This window comes from Methylobacterium sp. C1 (genome assembly GCF_001854385.1).
Lineage (GTDB): Bacteria > Pseudomonadota > Alphaproteobacteria > Rhizobiales > Beijerinckiaceae > Methylobacterium > Methylobacterium radiotolerans.
Genome location: NZ_CP017640.1, coordinates 3,730,805 through 3,754,374, shown reverse-complemented (window position 1 = coordinate 3,754,374; position 23,570 = coordinate 3,730,805). Strand labels below are relative to the sequence as shown.

The window sequence follows — 23,570 nt, the reverse complement described above, 5'->3', positions numbered from 1 at the left end:
TGGATAGACTTGCAGGTAGTCGCGGTGGCGACAAGCATGAAAGCGTGATGCCCGGGGGGAGATGTTGTTCGCGCCGGTGGTTCAGCCCCTGTCGCGCTGGCCGATAAAGGCCTGCACCGCCTCCCGATGCTCGAGGGTCGCGGTGACGACGGCGTAGTGCGAGGAGATCAGGTCGAGGTTGGTGCGCAGGTCGTTGCGCAAGCCCTGATAGACCGCGCGCTTGATCAGGCTCAGCGTCAGCGGCGGCGCCTGGGCAATCTTCCGCGCCAGCGCCGCGACGGCCGGCATCAGGTCGGCGTCGGCGTGAACGCCGTTGACCAGACCGATCCGCAGGGCCTCGTCGGCATCGACGAAATCGCCGGTGAAGAACAGCTCCAGCGCCTTCGCGGTCCCGACGAGCCGGGGCAAGAAATGGGCGCCGCCCGCGCCCGGGACCAGGCCGACCCGCACGTAGGTCTCGGCGAAGCGGGCGCTCTGCGCGGCGTAGCGCAGGTCGCACATCAGGGCGAGGTCGAGGCCCGCGCCGGTGGCCACGCCGTTCAGCGCGGCGATCACCGGCTTGTCGAGATCCTCCAACGTCAGCGGGATGCGCTGGATCCGCCCGTGGAGCTCGTCCTTGCGCCGGGCGGGCGGCTGGTCGAGGCGCTCGCCCATCTCGACGATGTCGCCGCCGCTGCAGAAGGCCGAGCCCGCTCCGGTCACGACCACGACGCGGATCGCCGCGTCGGTGCGGCAGCGCTGCAGGGCCGCCGTCCAGGCCTCGATCATCGGGAAGGTGAAGGCGTTCTTCCGCTCGGGCCGGTTCAGCGTGATGGTCGCGACCCCCTCGGCGACGGAGAACAGCAGGTCCTCGCCCGCGTCGCGGGTCCTAGTCTCGGCACTCATCGGGCGGCCTCCAGGGGCGCGGGGTGGGTTTCGCCCGGCGCGTCGATCAGGGCCGCGATCTCGGCCGGGTCGAGCCCGGCCTCGGCCAGGACCTCGGCGGTGTGCTCGCCGTGCCGCGGGGCGTGGCGGCGGATCGCGAACCGGCTGCCGCTGAACGAGACCGGCCGGCGCATGGTCCGGTAGGCCCCCTCGCTCGGGTGCTCGGCGGTGCCGAAGAAGCCCACCGCCCTCAGGTGTTCGTCCTCCGGCAGGTCCTCCAGCCCGAGGACCGGCATGCACGGGATGCTCACCGAGTCGCAGAACGCGACCCACTCGGCGGTGGTCCTGCGCGGCGCCTCCTCCTCGACCAGCGCGTAGAGGATCTCGATGTTCTCCACCCGCACGGCGAGCGGCGCGAAGCGCGGATCGTCCACGAATTCGAGCCGGCCGGTATGGATGAAGAAGTCGCGCCAGTTCCGGTCCGAGTAGGGCAGGATGCAGGCGTAGCCGTCCCGGGTGCGGTAGGGCTTGCGCTTCGGGCTCAGCACCCGGTTGAAGCCCGGCGGCCCCAGCGGCGGCTCGAAGGCGTAGCCGACCATGTGCTCGACGAAGTTGAACTCGACCATGGTCTCGAACATCGGCACCTCGACCGCCTGCCCGCCACCGCCGGCCCGGCGCTCGTAGAGGGCGGCGAGGATCGCGCAGGCGATGGCTTGGCCGGCGATCTTGTCGCACAGCACGGTGGGCAGGTAGCCGGGCCGGCCGGTGGCGGCCGTCTGGAGCGCCGCGAGGCCCGAGCCCGCCTGAATCAGGTCGTCGTAGGCCGCCTTGTGGGCGTAGGGGCCGTCGGCCCCGAACCCGTAGGCGCCGCAGAAGACGATGTCGGGCTTGAGCGCGCGCACGCGCTCGTAGCCGTAGCCCAGGCGCAGGATCGCGTCCGGCCGCATCGAGTGGACGAACACGTCTGCGGTGGCGATCAGCTGGTCCAGGGCGGCCCGCGCCGCGGCCCGCTTCAGGTCGAGGCGCACGCTGCGCTTGTTGCGGTTGAGGTGCAGGAAGTTGCCGCCCATCCCGGCGCCCCGGGCGGGCCGGTAGTGCCGGAAGGAATCACCCTCCGGCGTCTCGATCTTGATCACGTCGGCGCCGAGATCGGCGAGGATATGCGTCGCCGAGGGGCCCATGATCACGCTGGTCAGATCGACGACCCGCACGCCCGCGAGCGGCCCGGCCTTGTTCGTCTCGGCAGAGTGAGTCTCGGCGGAGTGATCCGGCACGCAAAGGTCTCCCATCTCAGCCGGCACCGCCCCGGAGCCGGACCAGCATCGGCCAGAGGGCCGCGCCGCCGCACGCGCAGACCGCGCGCCCGATCCGCTCCTGCCAGAGGGCGTCGGATCCGAACTCGTCGCGCCAGGACCACAGCCGCCGCGTCGCGCGGTGGAGCGGGTGCTCCTGAGTGAAGCCCATGGCCCCGTGGATCTGATGGCCGATCGCCGCGACGTGGCCCGCCGCCTCGCCGCAGCGCGCCTTCGCGATGGCGGTGGCGAGGACGAAACGCGGGTCGCCCCAGCAGGCGGCCGCGAGGTCGGCGGCCGCACTCGCCGCCGCGACGTGGCCCGCGGCCTCGGCCAGCATGTGCTGGATCGCCTGGAACTTGGCGAGCGGCCGGCCGAATTGCTGCCGCTCCTGCGCATGATCGAGGGCGGAGCCGAGACAGCTCTCCAGGGCACCCACCATCTGCTGCGCCCGGACCCAGGCACCGACCGCCTCGACGGCCGGCACACCCGCTCCGGTGGCCCAGCCCGGCGCAGCCCGGACTTCGTCGGTGGAGACGGTGCAGCCGGTCAGGTCGAGCGTGTCGCGCGGCTCGCCGGCGAGGTTGTGGTGCGTGTCTCGGATCGTGCCGGGCGCGGCGATCCGCACGAGGTGCGGCTCGCCCGTCGCGTCGACGGCATCGAGGAGCAGGGACGCGACTGAACCGCCCCAGGGCACCTGCGCGACCCGGCCGTCCAAGACGAAGCCGTCCGTGTGGGGTGCGATCCGCACGGGGCCGCCCGGGACAAGCGACAGGGCGTCCGCGTTCGCGTCCCCGCCTGCCGCGCTCCAGAGCGCCGCGCCCACGACGGTCTCCGGCAGCGGCAGGGGCAGGGCGGCCCAACCGCAGCGCCGGATCAGCCGGGCGGCCGTCGTCGCGGCGAGGCCGATCCCGTCCTCCGCCTCGGGCACCAGCGCCAGCGGCAGGCCGCTCTCGGCGAGCGCCGTCCAGAGATCCGCCGGCCAGGCTGTCGCGTCCACGGCCCCATCGCACGCCGCCAGCAGCGCCGGCGTGAGGTGCTGGGCGAGCAGCCGCTCGACCTGATCGAGGACGATCCCGTCGACCATGTCGCCGGCCTCCACTGCGTGGTCCATCCGGCTCATCGCAGCCCCAGCCCCCGGGCGATGACGCCGCGCAGGACCTCGCGGGTCCCGCCGCGCAGGGTGAAGGACGGCGCCCGCAGGGTCACGCCGCCGAGCGCCTCGCGGAAGGCGTCGCCCTGCGCCGACAGGCTCGGCTCGACCGGCACGAGCCGCCGGGCGATCTCCGGCACCGCGCGCTCGAAGCCGTTGCCGACGTCCTTGACCAGGGCCGCCTCGACGCCCGGCACGATGCCCTGGTCGAGGAGGCGGGCCACCGAGGCCGACATGCCCAGCAGCGCGGTGAGCTGCGCCACCATCCGCCCGGTCTCGACCGCCTGGAAACGGTCCGGTTCCGGCCCGATCCGGTCGACGAGTTCGACGAGCAGGCGGTAATCCGACAGGAACCGGTCGGGTCCCGAGCGCTCGAAGGCGAGCTCCTCCGTGACGAGATTCCAGCCATCGCCCTCCGCGCCGACCCGCATCGCGTCGGGAACGCGGTAGTCGGTGAAGAACACCTCGTTGAACTCGTGATGGCCCGACAGGTCGAGGATCGGGCGCACCGTCACCCCGGGGGCGGCCATGTCGACGATGAACTGGGTCAGCCCGCCGTGCCGGTCCGGCCCGGGCTCGCCCGTCCGAACCAGGGCCAGCAGATAGTCGACCTGATGGGCGTTCGTCGTCCAGATCTTGGAGCCGTTGATGACCCAATCGTCGCCGTCGCGCACCGCGCGAGTCCGCACGGCGGCGAGGTCCGAGCCGGAATTCGGCTCGCTCATGCCGATGCCGAAGGCGCACTCGCCCCGGCAGATGCGCGGCAGGATCGCCCGCTTGGCCGCCTCGGTGCCGTGCCGCAGGATCTGCGGGCCGGATTGGCGGTCGGCGATCCAGTGGGCGCCGCAGGGCGCGCCGGCCGCCAGCATCTCCTCGGTGACGACGAAGCGGACGAGGCCGGAACGGGCGTGGCCGCCATAGGCCTCCGGCACGGTCAGGCCGATGAACCCGGCCGCCCCGGCGCGCCGGCTGAAGGCGGCGTCGAAGGTCGTCCACGAGGTCCGGTGCGGCACGAAATGCCCGGCCTCCCGTTCCGCGTCGAGGAAGGCGCGGATGGACGCGCGGGCGGCCTCGACCTCGGGCGGGAGCGGCTCGGCGCTGAAGCGGAAGCTGTGCATCCGAGGTTCCATGAGCGATGGGACGTGTGGGCGGCGCCGGATCCGCGTCGCTCAGCTCCCGTCGCGGCCCTGGAGGCCGGGGAAGAAGATCTCCTGCCAGTCGCCCGGCACCTTCCGCAGGAAGCCCTGCGTCGCCATCGCCTTGGCGAGGTTCACCATCCCCTTCGGCGCCACGTCGTAGACGATGGAGCCGTCGGTCAGGATCGTCTCGACCTGCGCGCGGTCGATCTGCACCTGCTCGGAGGCGAGGTAGATCGTCGCCGCGCGCTTGGGGTCGCTCCGGATCAGCGCCACCGCGTCCTCCATCCCGGCGCGGATCGCCTGCGCGACCTTCGGGTTCGCGTCGACGAAGCCCTGCTTGGCGTTCAGAGTGGCGGCGGTGATGTCGCCGCTGCCGATCAGGCCGGTCGAGGTCATGATCGCCCGGATCTTGGGGTCCGCCTGCAGGACCTGCGTGAAGGGCGGCGTCGCGAAGTAGCCGGCGATGCCCTGTCCGGCGCGCATCGCCGCGGTGGCGTCCGGATGGGGCAGGCTCACCATCAGCGCGTCGGCCTTGGCCGATCCGCCGAGCTGCTGGGCCGCCGCGACCCGCAGCAGGATCGCCTGGGGCGAGTTGAAGGCCGGGACCGCGATCTTGTCGCCGAAGGTGAAGTCCTTCAGCGCGGCGACGCCGGGCTTGCCGGTGAACAGCGTGTAGACGACCGAGCTCAGGGCGGTGAGGCTCTTGATCTGCTGGCTTCCGCGCGTCTTGTCCCAGGCGATCAGGGCGCCGGCCGAGCCGAGGGTGCCGAGCTCGACGCTGTCGGAGAGCAGCGCGTCGTTCATCGCCGTCGAGCCGCTGAAGCGGGTCAGCGTCACGGTCAGCCCTTCGAGCCCGGCTTCCTTGGCGCGCTTGTCGAACAGCCCCTCGCTCTGCGCGATCATCACCGGCAGGTAGACGAGGCCGTATTGCAGGCCGATGCGGACGGAGGCCGTCTCGGCCCGCGCCGCCCCGGCGAGGGCCGGAAGCGTCAGCGCGGCGACGAGGAGGCGCGCGGCGACGGCCGCGTGGCGGATCGACATCGGCATTCCTCCCGGACAGGGCCGCGCTTGCCGCGCGGTCTCCCGGTGCCGGTCGGTCAGACCAAGCCGACACCGCGGACGAATAGGGCAGAGCGCGGGCCCGGCTTCAATCGCCATCGCCCATCTGCTGAAGAATATCACATCCGTGATGGTGGCCGCCGATCGTGCCGGCGCTATACTGCCGATAGACGGCGATCCGGGGTCGCGTCGCAGCAACGGGGACGCGCCGGCGATGCGCCGCGATCACCACGGCTTCGGGCAGGGACGCGCAGGGGCGTCTCGCGCCGTGCGGCTTCCGGGGACCCCGTTCCGCGGGTCCCGGCATGGGTGAGCGCATTGACGAGCGGGGGGCAGCGTCCACGGACCTGACGGTGGGGGCCGATCCCGCCGGCTCGGATCCGGCCCTGGTGAAGTCCGCCGGACGGGTGCTCCAGATCCTGGAGATGTTCGACGAGATCCAGCGCGAGGCCCGGGTCTCCGAGATCGCCGAGCGGCTGAAGGTCCCGCAATCGTCGACGTCGGTGCTCCTGAAGAGCCTCGTCCGGCTCGGCTACCTCGACTACGACCCGGCGAGCCGCAGCTTCCTGCCGTCGCCCCGTGTGGCGCTCCTCGGGGCGTGGCTCGACAAGGGGCCGGTGCGCGACGGCAGCCTCGTGCGCATGCTCGAGCACCTGTCGGAGCGCACGGGCGGCACGGTGATCCTCGCCGCGCGCAACGCGATCTTCTCGCAATACGTCCACGTCCTGCAGGCGCGCACCGCCATGCGCTTCCACGTCCCGCCCGGGACGCGCCGCCTCGTCGTCTGGTCGGCGACCGGCACCGCGCTGCTCGCCGACAGCCCGGAGGCCGAGATCGGGCCGCTGGTCCGCCGCACGAACGCCGAGGCGCCGGCCGGGCAGCCGCGGATCGCGCTGGCGGCCGTCCTGGCCAATCTGGCCCGACTGCGGCGGGACGGGCACTTCTTCTCCCGCGGCCTCGTCACGCCGGGCGCCGGCTCGATCGCGGTCCCGCTGCCCAGGCGCATCGACAGCCGGGGCCGCCCGCTGGCGGTCGCGGTGTCCGGCCTGCTCGATGAATTCGAGCGTCGGGAAGCGGAGTTCGCCGCGGCGATCCATGACGCGGTCGCGCGGTTCCTGCCGGAGGACACGGTCCACGACGGCCGTGCCGACGGCTCCGACGGTCGTGACAGGCCCCCGCTCCCGCGCGGGAAAGGGGGCCGGCGCCTCATTCTGCGATGACGGCGTCGCTGTCGTGCAGCGTGGCCGGAGGATCCGTCGCGGCCCCCGACCCTCTGTTGTGACGCGGTTCCGCGCCGAACCTGGCGCCGCTGCGGCGGAGAGCGCCGTGAGGCCGGCCGGCATGGCCTCCGAGACCCGTGCACGGCTGCAGATCAAGGATTGCGGGGCTGGGGGGCTCGGCGGCGCGCTAGGGATGCTCAAGCCCAGCAGCTTCGGATCCCACCAAGCGGAGACATCATCATCGTGCCCGGCGCCCCATCCGCGCGCAGTCCCGAGCGGCCCGAGACGCCGCGTCCGACCATCGCCGGCAACACAGCCCTCGGCGTGACGCAGATCGTCCTGTGGGGCGGCACCTTCTTCCTCACCGCGGTCGTCTCGGACCCGGTCGTCGCCGAGACCGGCTGGCCGCAGGCCATGGTGGTGGGCGCGCTGTCGCTGGCGATCTTCGTGTCGGGTCTGCCGGCGCCGTTCGTCGGCCGCATGATCCGGCGTCACGGCGGGCGGCCGGTCCTGGTCGTCGGCGCCACGATCATCGCGGCCGGCCTGGTGCTGATGGCGGCCGCGCAGACTCTGCCGGTCTTCCTGCTCGCCTGGGTGATCGCCGGTCTCGGCATGTCGGCCGCGCTCTACGACCCGCTCTTCGCGGCGATCGGCCAGGCCTACGGCGCCGCCGCGCGCGGGGCGATGACCCAGATCGCGATCTCGTCGGGCTTCGCGGTCTCGCTATGCTGGCCGGCGACGCGGTTCCTGGTCGATCAGGTCGGCTGGCGCGGGGCCTGCCTCACCTACGCGATCCTGTCCGTCGCCCTCGTGGTCCCGCTCTTCGCCTGGGCCCTGCCGGCGCGGAGCCGGGCCGCGGTCGAGCCGGCGGCAGTGCCCCGGCCCTGCGAGCCGGCCGGCTCAAGCGAAGCCGGGCGCCTGCCGGCCGAGCGCCTCCTCGCGGTGACCTTCACGATGGCGGCGATGATCATGACCGCCGCCTCGGTGCAGCTGCTCAACCTGCTCCAGACCCTGGGCGTCGGCGGCACCGCCGCCGTGGCCCTGACCGGCCTGATCGGTCCGGCCCAGGTCGGCGTGCGCGTCGTCGAACTCGCCTTCGGCCGCCGCGCCCATCCGGCCTGGTCCCTGCTCCTGTCGAGCGCCAGCGTCGGGCTCGGCCTCCTGCTGCTGGCGACTTTGCCGTCGCTGGCGTGGCTCGCCATGCTGCTCTACGGCGCCGGCAACGGCATGCGCACCGTCGTGCGGGGCACGCTGCCGCTGGCGCTTTACGGACAGCGCGAATACGCGGCCGCGATGGGTCGGCTCGCCCGCCTGCCGCTCCTCGGTCAGGCGGTCACCCCGCTGGCCTGCGGCTACATCGCCGAACGGTTCGGCCTCATGCCGCTGCTGGACGTCATGCTGGCCGTGGCGGCGATCAATCTCGGCCTGTCCCTCTGGGTCTTCGGCTTCGCGATGCGCCGTCCGAACGAGCAGGCGTGATCGGCTCCGCGGGCCGGTCACGGAAGCGAGGCAGCGTTCCGCGGGGGCTCGCCCGGGCCGTCCGTCGCGATTCCTGATGCCGAGTCCGGGCGTGCCCGCGGGGTGCTGACAGCCGCCATCCTCGTCGAGCTACCCGGTTCCACCCCACGCGAACGATATGATGGCGCCTGGCATCGCTGAGCGGGGCGATCGATTGGGGCTGTCAAAATCGGTATCGCCTGATTGACAGATTGTCGGACGATATGCTCAATTCGAGTCGCGGATGAGATGCACCCGCGAGGAAGAGCCGGTTCAACCGGCCGCCTGAAGGAAACGCCCGCATGGACGCAGAGATCTACAAGATCTACGCGATCAAGTACGCGCATCATCACCGTATGGCCCGCGAGAACTTCATCGGCGGGGACATCCACGATGGGCCAATGCCGATCGACTACTTCGTGTGGGTCGTCGCGGGCGCTGGCCGAACGATCGTCGTCGACACGGGCTTCGACCGGGCGATGGCGACGAAGCGGGGCCGCGACATCGTCCGGCCGGTCGAGGAGGGGCTGGCGCGGATCGGGGTCGACCCGCTTCAGGTCGAGGACGTCGTCCTGACCCACCTGCACTACGACCATGCCGGCAACCACGACCTGTTCCCGAAGGCCCGCTTCCATGTCCAGGAGCGCGAGATGGCCTTCTGCACCGGCCGCTGCATGTGCCACCCGGAGGTCCGCCACCCCTTCGCCGCCGAGGACGTGAAGGCGATGGTGGACCGGCTGTTCGAGGACCGCGTCCGCTTCCGCGAGACGACCGACACGCTGTATCCGGGGATCACCCTCCACCGGGTCGGCGGGCACTCGGATGGCCTGCAGATCGTCCGGGTCCGCACGGCGCGCGGCTGGGTCGTTCTGGCCTCCGACGCCGCGCACTTCTTCGCCAATATCGGCCGCCGGCTCGCCTATCCGATCGTCTTCAACGTCGTCGACATGTTCGAGGGCTACCGGATCGTCAGGCGCCTGGCCGAATCCGAGGATCACATTGTCCCGGGCCACGATCCGCAGGTTCTCGCGATCTACCCGCCGGCGGCCGAGGATGTCGCCGGATGGATCGCGCGCGTCGACCTGCCCCCGACCGCTTCACCGACCTACTGACTGGAGGATTCCATGATCGTCGAGATGCGTGTCTACTACTGCGCCCCGACACGTCTGCCGGCCCTGCTGGAGCGGTTCCGCTCCACGACGCTCGGCTTCTTCCAGAAATACGGCATCGAGCAGATCGGTTTCTGGACCACGCTCGTCGGTCCCGACAACCACGCGCTCACCTACCTGCTCAAGTGGGACGACATGGCCCAGCGCGAGGCGCGCTGGAACGCCTTCCAAGCCGATCCGGACTGGATCGCCGCCCGCGCCGAGACTGAGAAGGACCGGCCGATCGTCGCCCGGATCGAGAACACCTTCCTCACCCCCACGGACTTCTCCGCCCTGCGCTGACGGGGACACGCGGCGTCGGGCCGCTCCGGCTGTCGCCCAGAGGGACATTCACGGCATGGAACAGAGAACCATCGGCGTCATCGGTCTCGGCATGATGGGCGATCCCATGAGCCGGTGCCTCGCCAAGGCGGGGCACGTGCTCCGCCTGCTCGACGCGGACGCGGGCCGGACCGACGCGCTCGCCCGGGACCTCGGTGCGACGACGCTGACGCGGGAGAACGCCGCCGGGCTCGATCTCCTGATCACGATGCTGCCGAACTCCGCCATCGTCGAGGCGGTGCTGCTCGATGACGGCTGGGCCGACGCGCTTCCGGCCGGCGCCACCGTGATCGACATGAGCTCGTCGGAGCCGGTTCGATCCCGCGCGCTCGGCGAGACGCTCGCCGGGAAGGGGCTCGGCTACCTGGACGCGCCGGTCTCGGGCGGCGTGAAGCGGGCGGTCAACGGCACGCTCGCGATCCTCGTCGGCGGCACGGAGGACCTCCTCGCCCGCTGGCGGCCGGTGCTGGAGGCGATGGGCACCTCCGTCCTGCATATTGGCCCGGCGGGATCGGGCCACGCCGCCAAGGCGCTGAACAACTTCGTCTCCGCCGCGGGTCTGCTCGCTACCGTCGAGGCGCTCCACGTGGCGCAGCGCTTCGGCATCGCGCCGGAGGCCATGACCGACGTGCTCAACGCCTCGTCCGGGCGCAGCAACACCTCCGAGAACAAGGTCAAGCAGTTCATGCTCAGCGGCAGCTTCGCCTCGGGCTTCTCGCTGAAGCTGATGGACAAGGATCTCGGCATCGCCGGGGCGCTGGCCGAGTCGGTTGACTACCCGCTCGACTTCGGCCGCCACTGCATCGAGACCTGGCACGCGATCGCCGGGGAGGTCGGGCCCGCGGCCGACCACACCGAGATGTACCGCCTTCTGGCGAAGGGAGCCTGAGACCATGGCGCTCCCGGACCTGAGCCGCTTCTACATCGACGGCGCCTGGGTCGAGCCGGTCGCGGCCCGGCCGTTCCCGCTGATCGATCCCGCCACCGAGACCGCGTTCGGCACCCTCGCGCTCGGCAGTGCCGAGGATGTCGACCGGGCCGTCCGCGCGGCCCGCGCCGCCTTCCCGGCCTTCTCGGAGACGGCGCCCGCCGCCCGTGTCGCGCTGCTGCGCCGGATCCTCGCGCTGTTCGAGGAGCGGTTCGAGACCTTCGCCGAGACGATCCGGAAGGAGATGGGCTCGCCCATCGGCTTCGCGCGCAAGGGGCAGGCGGCGCGGGGGCCGGCGCACCTCAACGCGCTCATCGAGGTGATGGAGCGCTTCGCCTTCGAGGAGGATCGCGGCACCACCCGGATCCGGCGCGAGCCGATCGGCGTCTGCGGTCTGATCACCCCCTGGAACTGGCCGATCAACCAGATCGTCGTGAAGATCGCCCCCGCGCTCGCGGCCGGCTGCACGATGGTGCTGAAACCCAGCGAGTACTCGGCCGTCAGCGCGATGCTGTTCGCGCAGGTCCTGCACGACGCGGGTGTTCCGCCGGGCGTGTTCAACCTCGTCAACGGGGACGGCCCCGGCGTCGGCGCGGCGATCGCCGCGCATCCGGGGATCGACATGGTCTCGTTCACTGGGTCGACGCGCGCCGGGATCGAGATCGCCCGGGCGGCGGCCCCGACCATCAAGCGCGTCGCGCAGGAGCTCGGCGGCAAGTCCGCCAACATCCTGCTCGAGGACGTCGACTTCGATCAGGCGGTCCGGCGCGGCGTCGCGGCCTGCTGCACCAATTCCGGCCAGTCCTGCTCCATCCCGACGCGGATGCTCGTGCCCCGAGCCCGAATGGACGAGACGGCCGCCATCGCGGCCGAGGCGGCCTCCGGCTTCCGGCTCGGCCCGACCGCGGATCCTGAGACGGATCTCGGCCCGGTGGTCAACCGCACCCAGTACGAGCGCGTCGTCGGGCTGATCCGCACTGGCATCGCGGAGGGCGCGCGGCTCGTCGCCGGCGGCCCGGAGCGGCCGGACCACCTGGACCGCGGCTTCTACGTCCGTCCGACGGTCTTCGCCGACGTGACCCCCGACATGACCATCGCGCAGGAGGAGATCTTCGGCCCGGTCCTGTCGATCCTCGCCTACGACAGCGAGGACGAGGCGATCGCGATCGCCAACGGGTCGCGCTACGGGCTCGCCGCCTACGTGCAGGGGCGAGACCGCGACCGGGCGCGCGCCGCGGCGCGGCGGCTGGTCGGCGGCCAGGTCCACATCAACTACCCGCCCCCGGACGTCCACGCGCCGTTCGGCGGCTACCGCCAGTCCGGCAACGGCCGGGAATGGGGCGAGGCCGGTCTCCAGGAATACCTCGAGACGAAGGCGATGATCGGCTTCGGCCTCGACTGATCCGTCCCGCGCGATGCGGCCGGCGTCTTCGCGCATCGGCCCCGACCAGGAGAACCAGATGTCCGACGAGAGCGAGCTGTTCGGCAAGGGCTTCGAGAACCGCAAGACCGTCCTCGGCGCCGCCCATGTCGAGAAGTCCTGGGCCAATGCCGACGCGTTCAACCGTCCGGTCCAGCGGCTCGTCACCGAGTATTGCTGGGGCGCGGTCTGGGGCGACGAGACGCTGCCGTTCAAGACCCGCAGCATGCTCAACATCGCGATGCTGACCGCGATGAACCAGCACCACGAGCTCGGCGTCCACGTCAAAGGCGCGCTCAACAACGGCGTGACCAAGGACGAGATCCAAGCCGTGCTGATGCAGGCCCTCGTCTATTGCGGCGCCCCGGCGGCCCTGGCCGCCTTCCGCACCGCCTCCGCGGCGATCGCCGCGTGGGACGCGGAGCAGGCCGGCGGGCGCTGATCCCGCGGACGACCGCGCGGGCTCGGCGCCCGCGCCCACGCTCCGACGCAGTCAAAAAAGTTGCGCGGCAGTACAACAGGGAGGGAGACGCCATGTCGGTCACGTCGGCGGCCTTGGCAACGGACGCAGCGGGCGCGCGCCCGGCCTCGTCCCAGTCGATCGAGGAGAAGCGTAGGAGCGCCATCCGCGGCGCGTTCTTCTCCGAATACATCGACATGTTCGACATCTACCTGCCGGTGGTCGCGCTGGCGCCGGTGATGTTCATGTTCCAGCCGAAGAACCTGTCACCCCAGATGGAGACGGTGCTGGCGTCGCTGGTGTTCATCACCACGCTGCTCGGCCGCCCGATCGGCGCGCTGATCTTCGGGCTGATCGCCGACAAGGTCGGGCGCCGCGCCGCGTCGATCTACTCGGTGGCGGGCTTCGGCGTGATCACGCTGCTGATCGGGCTGCTGCCGGGCTACGAGACACTCGGCCTCGCCTCGTACATCCTGCTGGTCCTGCTGCGCTTCCTCGACGGGATCTTCCTCGGCGGCGGCTACACCGGGGCGATGCCGCTCGCCATCGAGTACTCGAAGAAGGACAAGCGCGGCTTCGTCGGCGGCCTGATCATCGCGGGCTTCCCGGCCGCCTATGTCAGCATCAACCTCATCACGATGCTGATGTTCTACCTGTTCCCGCTGGACGGGCCGGGATCGCCCTACACGGTCTGGGGCTGGCGCATCCCCTTCATCGTCGGCGCGGCGCTCGCCGGCCTGCTCGCCCTCTACTACGTCCACAAGGTCTCGGAATCGGAGGTCTGGAAGAAGGAGGCGGCCGGCGGCGCGGTCCAGGCCGAGACATCACCCATGGCGGGCCTGCTTTCCGGGAAGGGCGGGCGCGATCTCCTGCAGGTCCTGCTTCTGATGACCGGCTTCTGGACGACGCAGAACATCATCACGATCTACATGCCGACCGGTCTGCTGGTGAAGACCCTGCACCTCGACGGCTTCGCGCTGACCGCGACGCTGATGATCTGCTACACGATCCTGTTCTTCAGCTACATCGGCTCCGGACTGCTGGGACAGCTCATCGGCCGCCGGCGCTTCTTCCTGGTCGTCGGCCCGCTGATCGCGACCGTCGGCGCGTACATCCTCTACACGCTGACCGTCACGCCCGGGATGGCCTTCGGCACCCGCGTGCTGCTGGTCAGCCTCCTGGCGGTGATCGTGACCTCGCCCTGGGGCGTCATCGTCACCTACATCAACGAGCGCTTCGCCACGGATGTCCGCGCCACCGGCTTCGGCATCGGCTTCAGCCTCTCGGTGGTGATCCCGTCCTTCTACGCCTTCTACATGGACTGGCTGAGCGCGCTGATGCCGCTCGCGCTGACGCCCGTGGCCCTGCTGATCGTCGGCGGGCTGATCGGCACCGTGGGCGCGCTCATCGGGCCGGAGACCAGGGACGTCGATTTCGGCACCGGGCACTGAGACGGACGCCGCGCGGAGGTTGCAGCATGAACGGGAACCGGATCGGCTTCATCGGGCTCGGCAACATGGGCGGCCGCATGACGCGCCGCCTGACCGGGGCGGAGATCGACGTCGTCGGCTTCGACACCGACCCGGAGGCCGCGGCGCGCTGGGGCGCGACGGAAGCGGCCTCGATCGCCGCGGTCGTCGAGGCGGCGGACGTGGTCCTGATGTCCCTGCCCGACAGCAAGGTGGTCGAGCGCGTCGTGCTCGGCAAGGGCGGCGTCCTCGCGGGCTGCCGGCACGGGCAGATCGTCGTCGACCTCAGCACGGCCTCGGCCAGCTCGACGCGCCGCATCGCCGCGGCGCTGGCCGAGCGCGGCGTCGCCTACGTCGACGCGGGCATCTCCGGCGGCGCCGCGGCCGCCGAGAAAGGGACGCTGACCCTGATGGTCGGCGGCGATCCGGCCGTGATCGACCGGCTGGGCTGGGTCTTCGCGCCGATCGCCCGGAAGGTCGTCGTGATGGGCGGCTCCGGCGCCGGCCACACGACCAAGCTGCTCAACAACTTCCTGAACGCGGTCAGCCTCGCCGCCACCGCGGAGGTCATGGTGGCGGGCCGGAAGGCCGGGCTCGACCTGCACCGGCTCCTGGAGGTGCTGAACGCCTCCAGCGGCGTCAACTTCGCGACGCTGAACCGTTTCCCGAAGATCGTGGACGGCGACTACCTGGAAGGCGGCCTGACCGGCAAGCTGATGACCAAGGACGTCGTCCTCTACACCGACCTCCTGCACGAGCTCGGCGTCGCCTCCCTGAACGCGTCGGGCCCGATGGCGAGCTTCGGGCTCGCCACGGCGCTCGGCTACGGCGACGTCATCTCCAACCGCGTCGTCGACGCCATCGGCGACGTCTCCGGCGGCGTCCGGCTCCACGGCAACCGACACGAGAACTGAGAGGATACGATGCAGATCTTCCACGGTCGCGAGAACAGCGCGAGATCCGAGAGCCGCGGGCCGACCTTCACCGGGCAGGTCTGGGCCGATCCGGTGATGCCGTCGATGGGCGGCGTGATGATCAACAACGTCTTCTTCACGCCCGGCGCGCGGACCTTCTGGCACGCGCACGCGCAGGGCCAGATCCTGCAGGTGACCGCCGGCAAGGGCTGGATCTGCGTCGCGGGCCAGCAGGCGCAGCCGATCCGGGCGGGCGACACCGTCTGGATCCCCGCGGACGAGCGGCACTGGCACGGCGCGGCCGCCGACAGCTACCTGCTCCATACGGCGATCTCGCTCGGGAAGACCGACTGGCAGGACGAGGTGGTCGAGGCCGATTACGCCGGAGCCACGGCATGACCGGGACCGCTCCGAACCCGGAGAGCCTCCGGCACACCGTAAAGGGCGAGCTCGGCTACTGGGATCCCGAGCAGGCGGCTCTGGCCGAGCTGGCCCCGGGCTTCCTCGACGCCTGGGCGCGGCTGGCGACGGTCCCGGTGCGCAAGAACCATCTCGGCGCCAAGGACCGCGCCCTGATCGCGCTCTCGGCCGCGACGGCCGCGACCCATCTCTACGCGCCCGGAACCCGCCGCCAGATCCGCAACGCCCTCGATGCGGGTGCGACGGCCGACGAGATCACGGAGGTGCTCGCGCTCACGGCGACGCTCGGCATCCACGCCTGCAACATCGGCGTGCCGCTGCTGCTGGAGGTGCTGGAGGAGGCCGGCCAGCGGAGCGGCCCCGAGCCGCTGACGCCGCGCCAGGAGCAGCTGAAATCCGACTTCACCCGCGACCGGGGCTACTGGCACAGCTTCTGGGATGGTCTTCTCGAACTCGATCCGGACCTGTTCGAAGGTTATCTCGATTTCTCGGCCTGGCCCTGGCGCCACGGCGTCCTCACGCCGAAGATGAAGGAGTTCATCTACTGCGCCTTCGACGCCGCGGCGACCCATCTCTACGTTCCGGGACTGAAGATGCACATGAAGAACGCCCTCGGCTACGGCGCGACCAAGGAGGAGATCATGGAGGTTCTGGAGATCGTCAGCCTCATCGGCATGCACGGCGCGGAACTGGCCGCGCCGATCCTGCGGGACGAGCTGGAGGCTCGGGGCCGGGGCTGACGGGCGCGCTGCGGGGCATGCCTTGCCACCCGAGGCCGCGCCATGTCACCCGTGCGGCCCAGCCGCGATCCCCGAACACCCAGCGATGAACAAGATCAGCGCCATCCAGCCGGACACGCTCCGTCGCAAGGTCGAGGACGCCGTCCGCGAGGCGATCACCTCGGGCGTCTACGCCCCCGGCGAGCGGCTGATCGAGCGCGAATTGTGCGAGGGGCTCGGCGTCAGCCGCGCCTCCGTGCGCGAGGCCCTGCGCCGGCTCGAGGCCGAGAAGCTCGTCCACACGGTGCCGCATCGCGGCCCGGTCGTGGCCTCGATCTCGGTGGAGGAGGCGCGTCAGCTCTACGCACTGCGCGCCGTCCTCGAGGGCTACGCGGCGCACGAATTCGCCACGCAGGCCGCGGATGCCGCCATCCTGCAGTTCGGGCGGGCCGCGGCGGATCTGCGCGAGGCCGCCGGCAGCGGCGACACGGACCGCGTCCTGCGCGCCAAGGGCATCCTGTACGACGTCATGCTCAGCCATTGCGGCAACGATCTCGTCCGCGAGATCCTCCGCGGCTTCTACTCCCGGATCAACCTGCTGCGGGCGACATCCCTGATGCATCCGGAGCGGCTGCCGCACAGCCTCGCCGAGATCGACGCCCTCGTGGCCGCTTTCCAGAAGCGGGACGCCGCGCAGGCGGAGCAGCTGGCCCGCCTCCACGTCACCAACGCGTGCGCGGTCGCCCTGAAGCAGCTCGCGTCTCGGACCGCGCAGACGCCGCTCGACGCGGTGAGCTGAGCCGAAGCCCCTCGGCCGCGAGCCCGCCCGTCCTTCGGCCGACCCGCTGACAGGATCCGGTGCCAGTCGCCGGCGATGGCCGACCAGCCATGCCGCCAGGCCGGGGAGAGGCGGCGGGGCGCGCCGCAGCGCGCCTTCGCCGCCGATGCGCCTCCCGGCGACCCATGGAACGCGATGATTTGTGCAGGGGATGCCACCGGAGGCGGCAGGTCTCGGCTTGCAAATGATCTAAAAGTTTCTCAATCTCGGCTCAGTTGAGAATTTTCGATCGGGCCTGGCGCCGTGGCACTGCAACCTGGGGAAGCATCTGTCGCCCAGCGCATCGCGCAGGCGTACCCGTCCCTCAGCGCCGCCCATCGGCAGGTTGCCCGCTTCGTGCTCGATCACCCGCTCCGCGCCGCGACGCTCCCGGTGAATGAGCTGGCGGATCTCGTCGGCGTCTCCGTCGCCACCGCCAACCGGTTCGCCCGCGCCGTCGGCTACGCGGGCTACGCGAAGTTCCGCGCGGCCCTCGTCCTGGGCTACGAGAAGGCGCTCGCCCCGGTCGAGAAGCTGCGCGGTGGCCGGGAAGAGCCCGCGACCGTGTCCGGCATCCTCGACGGGGCCCTGGCCGACATCGTCCGCAACATCGAGGCGACGCGGCGCGGGCTCGACGGCGAGACGTGCGGGCGCGCGGTCGAGGCGATCCGGCAGGCCCGGCGGGTCTACGTCGTGGGCCTGGGCAGCAGCAGCTGGCCGGCCGGCATCCTCGCGCGCAACCTCGACGTGAACCGCGAGGACGTGCACCTGCTGGCGACGCTGGAGGGACCGGGCTTCGCCGCGCGGACCCTGCGCCGGCTGACGGCCGACGACCTCGTCATCGCCCTCGCCACCCCGCGCTACTTCGCCGACACGGTGCGGCTGGCCGAGATCGCCCGGAAGCACGGCGCCGCGGTGCTGGCGCTGACCGACGGCCCGCACTCGCCCCTCGTGGCGACCGCCACCCTCGCGCTCTACGCCCAGACGGACTGCCACTACTTCGCGGCCTCGGATGCCAGCCTGACGGCCCTCGTCGAGGCCCTCGCGAGCGCCTTCGCCCACGCGACCGTGGATCTCGTCCCGGCCGCGACGCGGGTGACGGAAGCGGTGCTGCCCTGGCTCGACCGCGACTACGCCGCCTGGCCGCCGCAGGGCGGAGCCGACGACCTGCCCGACACCCCGCCTCCGGGAACCGTTCCATGAGCGACCACCGCCCCGTTCTCGTGATCCACGGCGGCGCCGGGACGATCGCGTCGGGCCAAGCCGATCCCGGCGAGGCGCGCTATCACGCGGCCCTCGCCGACATCCTGGCGGCCGGAGCGGCCTGCCTCGCCGCCGGCGGCAGCGCCCTCGACGCCGTGGGTGTCGCCGTCGACCTCCTCGAGGAGTGCCCGCTCTTCAACGCCGGCCACGGCGCCGTCTTCACCAGCGCCGAGACCCACGAGCTCGACGCCGCGATCATGGACGGTGCCACCCTGCGGGCCGGCGCCGTCGCGGGCGTCGCGCGGGTCCGCCGGCCCGGCCGCGCGGCCCGCGCGGTGATGGAGGCGGGCGAGCACGTCCTGATGGCCGGGGCCGGCGCCGAGGCCTTCGCGCGGCAGCACGGCCTGGAGATGGTCGAGCCGGACTTCTTCTCGACGGAAGCCCGCCGCGACCAGCTCCGCCGGGCCCGGGCCGCCGGGCAGGTGGCCCTCGACCACGACGCGGCGTCGGGCCCCCTCGACGAGACCCGCAAGTTCGGCACGGTGGGCGCCGTCGCCCTCGACCGGGACGGCCATCTCGCCGCCCTGACCTCGACCGGCGGCATGACCAACAAGCGTCCCGGCCGGATCGGCGACTCGCCGCTGATCGGCGCGGGCACCTACGCGGACGACCGGACCGCCGCAATCTCCTGCACCGGCACGGGGGAAGCCTTCATCCGCGTCGCGGCGGCGCACGATGTCTGCGCGCGCATGGCCTACGGGGGCCAGGACCTCGCGGCGGCGGCTCGGGCGGTGGTCGAGGATGCTCTCCCGGCGGTCGGGGGCCGCGGCGGATTGATCGCCGTCGACGCGCGCGGCCGGGTCGCGATGCCGTTCAACACCGAGGGCATGTATCGCGGTGTCGTCCGCCCCGGCGAGGTGCCAACCACCGCGATCTTCGGCGAATCCCGCCGCGTCCCGGCTCCCGCGCGCTGAGATCCGCCATGCCGACCATCGCAGCCGGAACCGGCTCTCCCACCGCGATGCCCGACGGGCGGGTCGTCTCCGTCAGCGGCCTCACCGTCCGCTTCGCGACCTCCGAGCGGGTCGTGGAGGCGGTCCGCGACCTGTCGTTCCACGTCGATGCCGGCGAGACCCTGGCGATCGTCGGCGAGTCCGGGTCGGGCAAGTCCGTGACCTCGCTGAGCCTGATGCGCCTCGTGGAGCACGGCGGCGGCCGGATCGCGGCCGGGCAGATGCTGTTCCGGCGCGGCTCGGGCGAGGTCCTCGACCTCGCCGCCGCCCCGAACGCCAAGATGCGGGCGATCCGCGGCGCCGATATCGCGATGATCTTCCAGGAGCCGATGACCTCCCTGAACCCGGTCTTCACCGCCGGTGACCAGATCGCGGAATCGATCCGCGTCCATCAGGGAAAGAGCGCCTCCGCCGCCCGGGCCGAGGCCCTGCGGATGCTCGACCTCGTGCGCATCCCCGAGGCGCGCAATGTCCTCACGCGCTACCCGCACCAGCTCTCCGGCGGCATGCGCCAGCGCGTGATGATCGCCATGGCCCTGTCCTGCAAGCCGCAGCTGCTCATCGCCGACGAGCCGACCACGGCCCTCGACGTCACGATCCAGGCCCAGATCCTCGAACTGATCCGCAGCCTCCAGGCCGAGATGAAGATGGGCGTCGTCTTCATCACCCACGACATGGGGGTCGTGGCCGAGATCGCCGACCGCGTGCTGGTCATGTACCGCGGCGACAAGGTCGAGGAGGGGGCGGCGCCCGCGCTCTTCGCCGCGCCGCGCCATGCCTACACCCGGGCGCTGCTCGCGGCCGTGCCCCGGCTCGGCGCGATGGCGGGCAGCGACCTGCCGCGGAAGTTCGACCTGCTGCGGGCCGGGGCCCGGGAACAGACGGCAGGGCAGGGGGCGGCCGCCGCGGTCGACGCGCCCCACGACACAGTCCGCGCCGGCGCCGGTCCGATCCTGCGTGTGCGCGACCTCGTCACCCGGTTCGACATCCGCGGCGGCCTGCTCAACCGCGTGCGCCGCCGCGTCCACGCGGTGGAGCGGGTCAGCTTCGATCTCCATCCCGGCGAGACCCTGGCCCTCGTCGGCGAATCCGGTTGCGGCAAGTCCACGACGGGCCGCTCGCTCCTGCGCCTCGTGGAGAGCGAGAGCGGCCTGATCGAGTTCGACGGCGGCAACGTCCGCGACCTGCCTCCCGGGCAGCTCCGCGGCCTGCGGCGCAACATCCAGTTCATCTTCCAAGACCCGTACGCGTCCCTCGATCCCCGCCTAACCGTGGGCTTCTCGATCATGGAGCCGCTGCTGGTCCACGGGATCGCGACGCGCCGGGAGGCGGAGGCGCGGGTGGCGTGGCTGCTCGAGCGCGTCGGGCTGACGCCCGACCAGGCGCAGCGCTACCCGCACGAGTTCTCGGGCGGGCAGCGGCAGCGCATCGCCATCGCCCGGGCCCTCGCCCTGAACCCGAAGGTCATCGTCGCCGACGAGGCGGTCTCGGCCCTCGACGTCTCCATCCAGGCGCAGATCGTGAACCTGATGCTCGACCTCCAGCGGGAGTTCGGCCTCGCCTACCTGTTCATCAGCCACGACATGGCGGTGGTCGAGCGGATCAGCCACCGGGTGGCGGTGATGTATCTCGGCCAGATCGTCGAGATCGGCCCGCGCCGGGCGATCTTCGAGAACCCGCAGCACCCCTACACCCGCAAGCTGATGGCGGCAGTGCCGGTCGCCGACCCGGCCCGCCGGCACCTGCGCGCCCGCCGGCTCCTGACCGACGAGATCCCGAGCCCGGTCCGGGCCATCGGCGACGAGCCGCAGGTCGCGCCCCTCGTCGAGATCGGCCCCGGCCATCTCGTCGCCCGCCACACCGTCGGCGGCCTCGCCGCCTGACATTGCCTATCCCCGCCAGCAGGATCGTCCCATGCCCCGAGGTCTGACCATGTTCGAGCGCTTCCTCCTCGCCGCCGGCCTGCTCGCCGTGGCGGCCGCGCCCGCCGCCGCGGCGGGCGACCCGATCCTGGCGATCAGCGGCCAGCCCGAGACTCTCGACCCGTACAACACGAACACGACGCTCACGACCGCCGTCACCAAGTCGTTCTACGAGGGCCTCTTCGGCTTCGACAAGGACCTGAAGGTCCGCAACGTCCTGGCCGAGGGCTACGAGACCTCGCCCGACGGCCTGGTCTACACGTTCAAGCTGCGCGAGGGCGTCAAATTCCACGACGGCACGACGTTCGACGCCGCTGCGGTGAAGGCCAATCTCGACCGCGTCCTCGACCCGGAGAACCACCTCGCGCGGTACAACCAGTTCAACCGCATCAAGACGATCGAGGTGCTCTCGCCCACGAGCCTGCGCATCACCCTGAAGGAGCCCTTCGGGCCGTTCATCAACTCGCTGGCCCACGCCTCGGCGGCGATCATCTCGCCCACGGCCCTCAAGAAGTACGGCAAGGACATCGCCTTCCACCCGGTCGGCACCGGGCCGTTCACCTTCGTCGACTGGAAGCAGACCGACTACGTCAAGGGCGCGAAGTTCGCCGATTACTGGCAGGCCGGCTTGCCCAAGGTCGACACCATCACGTGGAAGCCGGTGCCCGAGAACGGCACCCGCGCCGCCATGCTGCAGACCGGCGAGGCCGACTTCGCCTTCCCGCTGCCCTACGAGCAGGCCAAGATGCTCGAAGCCAGCAAGAAGCTGAAGATCGAGGTCCACGCCTCGATCATCGAGCGGTATCTCAGCATGAACGTGCTGCAGAAGCCGTTCGACGACCTGCGCGTCCGCCAGGCGATCAACTACGCGATCAACAAGGAGGCGTTGGCCAAGGTCGCCTTCTCGGGCTACGCCTTCCCCGCCCAGGGCATCATCCCGCAGGGCGTGCGCTACGCCCACAAGATGGATCCCTGGCCCTACGACCCGGCCAAGGCGCGCCAGCTCCTGAAGGAGGCCGGCTACGCCAACGGCTTCGAGGCGACCCTCTGGAGCGCTTACACCACCACCACGGCCCAGAAGGCGATCCAGTTCCTCCAGCAGCAGCTCGGCCAGGTCGGCATCAAGGTGCAGACCCTGGCGCTGGAGCCCGGCCAGCGCACCGAGTGGGTGCAGACCGCCCCCGATCCGAAGACCGCCCGCGTCCGCCTCTACTATGCCGGCTGGTCGTCCTCGACCGGCGAGGCCGATTGGGGCCTGCGGCCGCTGCTGGCGACGGAGGCGTGGCCGCCGAAGCTCAACAACACCGCCTATTACAGCAACGCCGAGTTCGACGCCCTCCTCGCCAAGGCGCTGGTCTCGACCAACGACGCGGAGCGGGCCGAGCTCTACGCCAAGGCCCAGGAGATCGTCATGAAGGACGCCCCCTGGGCGCCGCTGGTCACCGAGCAGAACCTCTACGCGACCTCCGCGCGGCTCTCCGGCGTGTACGTCATGCCCGACGGCAACATCGATTCCGGCGCGATCGCCGTCGCTCAGTAGCCGCCGACAGCGGACCTCCGCGCCCGGCGGCCCGGACGATGGCCGTCCCGGCGCGGAGGTCCCGCGCGATCGTTTCACGAAAATCCCGGATCGCGGGCGCGAGCCTATGCTGACCTTCCTGCTCAAGCGGCTCCTCGGGCTGCTGCCGACGCTGCTGATCGTCTCGGTGCTGGTCTTCCTGTTCGTCCACCTGCTGCCCGGCGATCCGGCGCGGCTGGCGGCCGGGCAGGATGCCGACGCCCAGACGGTGGCGCTGGTGCGCACCGAACTCGGCCTCGACCGGTCCCTGCCGGAACAGTTCGTGCGCTACTTCGCCAACCTCGCCCGCGGCGATCTCGGCGTCTCGATCCGCACCCGCCGCCCGGTCTCGACCGAGATCGGCGAGCGCTTCCTGCCGACCCTTCTGCTCACGCTCACCAGCATGGCCTGGGCGGTCGCCTTCGGGCTGATCATCGGCATCGTCTCGGCGGTCTACCGCAACGAATGGCCCGACCGGGTCGGGATGACGCTCGCCGTGTCCGGCATCTCGTTCCCCGCCTTCGCGCTGGGCATCCTCCTGATGCAGATCTTCTCGGTCGAGCTCGGCTGGCTGCCGACCGTCGGCGCCGACACGTGGCGGCACTACGTGCTGCCGTCGCTGACGCTGGGCGCGGCCGTGGCCGCCGTGATGGCCCGCTTCACCCGCGCGGCCTTCGTGGAGGTCATCGGCGAGGATTTCGTCCGCACCGCGCGCGCCAAGGGGCTCAAGGAGCGCGTCGTCATCGCCAAGCACTGCCTGCGCAACGCCCTGATCCCGGTCGTGACCATGATGGGCCTGCAGTTCGGCTTCCTGCTCGGCGGCTCGATCGTCGTGGAGGCGGTGTTCAACTGGCCCGGCATGGGCCGCCTGCTCGTCGATGCCGTGAACCAGCGCGACTACCCGGTGATCCAGGCCCTGGTCCTGCTGTTCTCCCTGGAGTTCATCCTGATCAACCTGATCGTGGACGTGCTCTACGGCCTCATCAACCCGACCATCCGCTACAGGTGAGCCG

Annotated in this window: 22 protein-coding genes; 17 read left to right on the top strand and 5 right to left on the bottom strand. The window is 71.3% G+C overall.

The window, feature by feature from the left end; genetic code table 11:
- Nucleotides 1-81: 81 nt before the first annotated feature.
- From BKE41_RS17410 to BKE41_RS17390, 5 genes are read right to left on the bottom strand one after another with little or no spacing between them, the layout of a single operon-like run.
- Nucleotides 82-885 (bottom strand): enoyl-CoA hydratase-related protein, encoded by an 804-nt coding sequence (locus tag BKE41_RS17410; RefSeq protein ID WP_070999908.1) that lies wholly within the window; start codon nucleotides 883-885, stop codon nucleotides 82-84.
- Nucleotides 882-2,138, bottom strand: coding sequence for a CoA transferase (locus tag BKE41_RS17405; protein WP_245295803.1), 1,257 nt, complete (start codon nucleotides 2,136-2,138; stop codon nucleotides 882-884). Before BKE41_RS17405 ends, BKE41_RS17410 begins: the two co-directional genes overlap by 4 nt.
- A 16-nt stretch (nucleotides 2,139-2,154) precedes the next feature.
- Entirely contained in the window at nucleotides 2,155-3,270 is a 1,116-nt protein-coding gene (locus tag BKE41_RS17400; RefSeq protein WP_070999907.1) for an acyl-CoA dehydrogenase family protein, read from the bottom strand.
- A gap of 5 nt (nucleotides 3,271-3,275) precedes the next feature.
- Nucleotides 3,276-4,427: an acyl-CoA dehydrogenase family protein gene (locus BKE41_RS17395; protein WP_070999906.1), complete on the bottom strand. Its 1,152-nt coding sequence runs from the start codon at nucleotides 4,425-4,427 to the stop codon at nucleotides 3,276-3,278.
- Nucleotides 4,428-4,478: 51 nt separating this feature from the next.
- The gene (locus BKE41_RS17390; protein ID WP_245295802.1) at nucleotides 4,479-5,489 is read right to left on the bottom strand and encodes an ABC transporter substrate-binding protein; all 1,011 of its coding nucleotides are present in this window, start codon (nucleotides 5,487-5,489) and stop codon (nucleotides 4,479-4,481) included.
- 323 nt (nucleotides 5,490-5,812) lie between these two features.
- On the opposite strand from BKE41_RS17390, the gene BKE41_RS17385 reads away from it, so the two are divergent.
- From BKE41_RS17385 to gsiC, 17 genes are all read left to right on the top strand, one after another.
- Nucleotides 5,813-6,727, top strand: coding sequence for a helix-turn-helix domain-containing protein (locus BKE41_RS17385; protein ID WP_245295801.1), 915 nt, complete (start codon nucleotides 5,813-5,815; stop codon nucleotides 6,725-6,727).
- 243 nt (nucleotides 6,728-6,970) lie between these two features.
- The gene (locus tag BKE41_RS17380; protein ID WP_070999904.1) at nucleotides 6,971-8,206 is read left to right on the top strand and encodes an MFS transporter; all 1,236 of its coding nucleotides are present in this window, start codon (nucleotides 6,971-6,973) and stop codon (nucleotides 8,204-8,206) included.
- 320 nt (nucleotides 8,207-8,526) lie between these two features.
- Nucleotides 8,527-9,336: an N-acyl homoserine lactonase family protein gene (locus BKE41_RS17375; RefSeq protein WP_070999903.1), complete on the top strand. Its 810-nt coding sequence runs from the start codon at nucleotides 8,527-8,529 to the stop codon at nucleotides 9,334-9,336.
- A gap of 12 nt (nucleotides 9,337-9,348) precedes the next feature.
- Nucleotides 9,349-9,675 (top strand): NIPSNAP family protein, encoded by a 327-nt coding sequence (locus BKE41_RS17370; protein WP_012320199.1) that lies wholly within the window; start codon nucleotides 9,349-9,351, stop codon nucleotides 9,673-9,675.
- A gap of 55 nt (nucleotides 9,676-9,730) precedes the next feature.
- On the top strand, nucleotides 9,731-10,603 hold the full coding sequence (locus tag BKE41_RS17365) for an NAD(P)-dependent oxidoreductase (RefSeq protein ID WP_070999902.1): 873 nt from the start codon (nucleotides 9,731-9,733) through the stop codon (nucleotides 10,601-10,603).
- 4 nt (nucleotides 10,604-10,607) lie between these two features.
- Nucleotides 10,608-12,044, top strand: coding sequence for an aldehyde dehydrogenase family protein (locus BKE41_RS17360; RefSeq protein WP_070999901.1), 1,437 nt, complete (start codon nucleotides 10,608-10,610; stop codon nucleotides 12,042-12,044).
- 58 nt (nucleotides 12,045-12,102) lie between these two features.
- Nucleotides 12,103-12,504 (top strand): carboxymuconolactone decarboxylase family protein, encoded by a 402-nt coding sequence (locus BKE41_RS17355; protein ID WP_059408311.1) that lies wholly within the window; start codon nucleotides 12,103-12,105, stop codon nucleotides 12,502-12,504.
- 92 nt (nucleotides 12,505-12,596) lie between these two features.
- Entirely contained in the window at nucleotides 12,597-13,973 is a 1,377-nt protein-coding gene (locus BKE41_RS17350; RefSeq protein ID WP_051252238.1) for an MFS transporter, read from the top strand.
- 26 nt (nucleotides 13,974-13,999) lie between these two features.
- Complete coding sequence (locus BKE41_RS17345) at nucleotides 14,000-14,905, top strand: NAD(P)-dependent oxidoreductase (RefSeq protein ID WP_029358585.1); 906 nt, start codon at nucleotides 14,000-14,002, stop codon at nucleotides 14,903-14,905.
- 9 nt (nucleotides 14,906-14,914) lie between these two features.
- A complete protein-coding gene (locus BKE41_RS17340; protein WP_070999900.1) occupies nucleotides 14,915-15,304 on the top strand; it encodes a cupin domain-containing protein in 390 nt (129 codons plus the stop codon).
- Nucleotides 15,301-16,065, top strand: a complete 765-nt coding sequence (locus BKE41_RS17335; RefSeq protein ID WP_070999899.1) for a carboxymuconolactone decarboxylase family protein — start codon at nucleotides 15,301-15,303, stop codon at nucleotides 16,063-16,065. The genes BKE41_RS17340 and BKE41_RS17335 overlap by 4 nt, the downstream gene beginning before the upstream one ends.
- 85 nt (nucleotides 16,066-16,150) lie before the next feature.
- Complete coding sequence (locus BKE41_RS17330; protein WP_024829429.1) at nucleotides 16,151-16,843, top strand: GntR family transcriptional regulator; 693 nt, start codon at nucleotides 16,151-16,153, stop codon at nucleotides 16,841-16,843.
- 282 nt (nucleotides 16,844-17,125) lie between these two features.
- Nucleotides 17,126-18,064 (top strand): MurR/RpiR family transcriptional regulator, encoded by a 939-nt coding sequence (locus tag BKE41_RS17325; protein WP_043074080.1) that lies wholly within the window; start codon nucleotides 17,126-17,128, stop codon nucleotides 18,062-18,064.
- Nucleotides 18,061-19,038, top strand: a complete 978-nt coding sequence (locus BKE41_RS17320; RefSeq protein WP_070999898.1) for an isoaspartyl peptidase/L-asparaginase — start codon at nucleotides 18,061-18,063, stop codon at nucleotides 19,036-19,038. Before BKE41_RS17325 ends, BKE41_RS17320 begins: the two co-directional genes overlap by 4 nt.
- Nucleotides 19,039-19,046: 8 nt before the next feature.
- Nucleotides 19,047-20,960, top strand: a complete 1,914-nt coding sequence (locus BKE41_RS17315) for a dipeptide ABC transporter ATP-binding protein (protein WP_024829432.1) — start codon at nucleotides 19,047-19,049, stop codon at nucleotides 20,958-20,960.
- Nucleotides 20,961-20,991: 31 nt separating this feature from the next.
- The gene (gene gsiB / locus BKE41_RS17310; protein WP_245295800.1) at nucleotides 20,992-22,539 is read left to right on the top strand and encodes a glutathione ABC transporter substrate-binding protein GsiB; all 1,548 of its coding nucleotides are present in this window, start codon (nucleotides 20,992-20,994) and stop codon (nucleotides 22,537-22,539) included.
- Nucleotides 22,540-22,645: 106 nt separating this feature from the next.
- Nucleotides 22,646-23,566 (top strand): glutathione ABC transporter permease GsiC, encoded by a 921-nt coding sequence (gsiC, locus tag BKE41_RS17305; protein WP_024829434.1) that lies wholly within the window; start codon nucleotides 22,646-22,648, stop codon nucleotides 23,564-23,566.
- The last annotated feature ends 4 nt before the right edge of the window (nucleotides 23,567-23,570 follow it).